Genomic DNA, 3,352 nt, shown 5'->3' with positions numbered 1-3,352 from the left:
GTCGATGCCCTTCAACAGCAGGGTGTCGTCACCGCGCCGGCTGGACGGCTCCGGTCAGCCGCGCCCGGGCGAAGCGGCGGGCGCCGATGACGCAGCCGATCACGCCGACGCAGACGACGAGCATCGCGGGCGTCACCGCCTCGCCGAGCAGGAGCGCCGCCAGCGCGAGGCCGAAGAAGGGCTGGATCAGCTGGAGCTGGCCGACCGCGGCGATGCCGCCTTGCGCGAGGCCGCGATACCAGAAGACGAAGCCGATCAGCATGCTGAAGAGCGAGACATAGCCGAGCCCGAGCCATTGCGGCAGGGTGACGGTCGCGAAGGTCGCGGGTCGGGTCGCGAGGCTCAGCGCCGCCGTGAGCGGCAGCGAAAGGACCAGCGCCCAGGAGATCACCTGCCAGCCGCCGAGCCGGCGCGACAGCCGCCCGCCCTCGGCATAGCCGAGGCCGCAGAGGACGATCGCCGCCAGCATCAGCCCGTCGCCCGCCAGTGACCCGCCTGCGCCCTGCCGCGCCGCGAAGCCCGCGACCAGCGCGCCGCCGAGGGCGGAGAAGGCCCAGAAGGCCGGCCGCGGTCGCTCGCCGCCGCGGATCACCCCGAAGATCGCGGTCGCGAGCGGCAGGAGGCCGATGAAGACGATCGAATGCGCCGAAGTCATGTGCCGGAGCGCGAGCGCGGTGAGGAGCGGGAAGCCGACGACGACGCCCGCGGCGACGACGGCCAGCGCCGGCAGGTGCTCCCGCGCCGGCCGCCGCTCCCGCATCGCGAGCAGCAGGCCGAGGCCGAGCATCCCGGCGATGGCGGCGCGGGCGGCGGTGAGAAACACCGGGTCGAAGCCCTGCGCCGCGACGCGGGTGGCGGGCAGCGAGCCGCTGAAGATCAGGACCCCGATCAGCCCGTTCACCCATCCGCTCGTCGGCCGGTCCATGACGCCCCTCCGTTCCGGCGACGCTTATGGATTGCCGCGGGGCCGGTCGGCCAGCTACGGTCCAGCACGGTTTTGACGAACTGTTATGGCAGAAGAAGCAGTACGCACCCGCATCGACCTGGTGAGGACGACGATCCGCGAGCGTATCGCGGCGCGCAGCCTCGCGGCCGGGGCGAAGCTGCCCTCGGTGCGGGCGCTGGCGCGGACGCTCCGGGTCTCGGTCTCGACGGTGGTCGAGGGCTACGGCCGGCTGGCGGCGGAGGGCGCCATCGTCTCGCGTCCCGGCTCGGGCTTCTACGTCGCCGACCAGATCGCGCCCATGGCGCTCTCGGCGGTCGGACCGAAGCTCGACCGGGCCATCGATCCGCTCTGGATCTCGCGCCAGTCGCTCGAGGCCGCGGACGACGCGCCCAAGCCCGGCTGCGGCTGGCTGCCCGCCTCGTGGTTCCCGGACGCGAGCCTGCGCAGGGCGCTGCGCGCGCTGTCGCGGGCCGAGGCGGGCGCGCTCGCCGACTACGGCTCGCCCCTGGGCCTGCCGGCGCTGCGGCAACTCGTCGGCCGGCGGCTCGGCGAGCGCGGGGTCGAGGCGGCCCCCGACCAGATCCTGCTGACCGAAAGCGGCACCCAGGCGATCGACCTGATCTGCCGCCTGCTGCTGGAGCCGGGCGACACCGTGCTCGTCGATGACCCCTGCTATTTCAACTTTCGGGCGCTGCTCCGCGCCCACCGGGCCGAGGTCGTCGGCGTGCCCTTTACGCCCGCCGGCCCCGACGTCGAGGCCTTCGCGGCGGCGCTCGCCGCGCGGCGGCCGCGGCTCTACATCACCAATTCGGCGGTCCACAACCCGACCGGCGCCACGCTGTCGCCGGCCGTCGCGCACCGGGTGCTGAAGCTCGCGGACCTGTACGGGATCGTGATCGTCGAGGACGACATCTTCGCCGATTTCGAGCACACGCCGGTGCCGCGCCTCGCCGGCTTCGACGGGCTCGACCGGGTGATCCAGATCGGCAGCTTCTCCAAGACCTTGTCCGCCGCCGCCCGCTGCGGCTTCATCGCGGCGCGGCCGGACTGGCTCGACGGCCTCGTCGACCTGAGGATCGCGACGGCCTTCGGCGGCGGCCACCTGAACGAGGCGCTGGTCTGCGCCGCCCTGACCGATGGCGGATACCGCCGGCATGTGGAGACCCTGCGGACCCGGCTCGCCCGGGCGCGGCGCGCGGTCGGGCAGGCGCTGCGCGACCTCGGCGTCGAGCCCTGGATCGAGCCGAGGGCGGGGATGTTCCTCTGGTGCATGCTGCCGGAGGGCCTCGACGCCGCCGACCTCGCCCGCGCCGCGCTCGCAAAGGGGCTCGTTCTCGCGCCGGGGAACGCCTTCAGCCCGTCCTTCACGGCCGGACGCTTCATGCGCTTCAACGTGGCGCAGATGGAGGACCCGCGAACCCTCGAGACGCTTCGGTCCTGCCTGGAGGCGCGATGAACCGAGCGGTCGGTCGATCAGGGCGGATTGCGGCCGTTCGCGGCTCTTCCGTCGGAACGGGGGTTGGTCCACGAAGCGGTCATCGGATTTCGCTCGCCCCATGGCCAAGGTCCGAACTGGACGGGAATATCCTTTGAGGATGTGATCGCCGTGAAGGCGGATGGTAGTCGCCGCGGAGGACGACCGGATCCCTCCCAGGTCTCGATCAGGAAAACTCGACGGTCGAGGCGCGGGAAGAACGTGCATGCGAGCTCGCCGGCGCGGTATGGTCGCCGGGTCGGCAGCCGCACGGAGGAACCGATGTCGATGCTGGCGCGACCAAGCGCGTCCGCTTTCGACAGCGGTGCCGCGACTGACGCGTCCCTACTGATCAGGTCCGCCACCGGATTGGCGAGCTGCTTGGCGAGAATCTCGTCGCTCTGGGGCGAAGGCGGGTGGCGCGGCGAGGGCGAGGACGGCGGCGATGGGCAGGATTCCGGGCATCCCCGGCGTCTCCTCGTCGGGATCCGCTCGCCGCGGGACGTCGGCGCGCGACGCGGCCATCGTCGCCGGTCAGGTTACGGACGTCCGCCGGCGCCGGTCGACGCTCGCCTGTGGCGACGTGCGGAAAAGATATATGGTGCGGTCGGAACACACGCGAGTCGGCCGTCGCGCGGCGCGAGGGAGGACCATCTATGGAACGAGGCACAACCGCGGCCCGGAAGCTCGCCCTTGGGGGCGCCCTGCTGGCCGTGTGGCTCGGGGGCGGCGCGGCCGCCGCGGCGCCGATCGAGATCGGCGGCAAGGTCGAGGGCGGAGGCGCCCCGATCGCCGGGTCGACCGTGACCCTGTGGGCGGCGGGGCCGGACGCCCCGACGCAGCTGGCCCAGGTCGCCTCCGGCGACGACGGCGCGTTCCGCGTTCGCGTGGAGGAGGGACCGGCGGGAGGCCCGAGCCTCTATCTCACCGCC

3 protein-coding genes are annotated in these 3,352 nt (G+C 73.0%); 2 read left to right on the top strand and 1 reads right to left on the bottom strand.

What is annotated here, in order from left to right:
* Positions 1–28 precede the first annotated feature (28 nt).
* Positions 29–925, bottom strand: a complete 897-nt coding sequence (locus Q0480_RS01420) for a DMT family transporter (RefSeq protein WP_299129928.1) — start codon at positions 923–925, stop codon at positions 29–31.
* Between the two features lie 85 nt (positions 926–1,010).
* Between Q0480_RS01420 and Q0480_RS01415 the strand changes: the two genes are divergently transcribed.
* Together Q0480_RS01415 and Q0480_RS01410 are read left to right on the top strand one after the other, a co-directional pair.
* Positions 1,011–2,402, top strand: coding sequence for a PLP-dependent aminotransferase family protein (locus Q0480_RS01415; RefSeq protein ID WP_299129926.1), 1,392 nt, complete (start codon positions 1,011–1,013; stop codon positions 2,400–2,402).
* 674 nt (positions 2,403–3,076) lie between these two features.
* Positions 3,077–3,352, top strand: a 276-nt coding sequence (locus tag Q0480_RS01410; RefSeq protein WP_299129924.1) for a hypothetical protein, incomplete at its 3' end; no start/stop codon positions are given.

The organism is uncultured Amaricoccus sp. (assembly GCF_937891315.1).
Classification (GTDB): Bacteria; Pseudomonadota; Alphaproteobacteria; order Rhodobacterales; family Rhodobacteraceae; genus Amaricoccus.
This window is presented reverse-complemented; position numbering and strand designations above follow the sequence as displayed.

Bases quoted from the DNA above. Each gene is read 5' to 3' on its own strand.
- Q0480_RS01415 (WP_299129926.1), top strand. From the start codon at position 1,011: ATGGCAGAAGAAGCAGTACGCACCCGCATCGACCTGGTGAGGACGACG.
- Q0480_RS01420 (WP_299129928.1), bottom strand. From the start codon at position 925: ATGGACCGGCCGACGAGCGGATGGGTGAACGGGCTGATCGGGGTCCTG.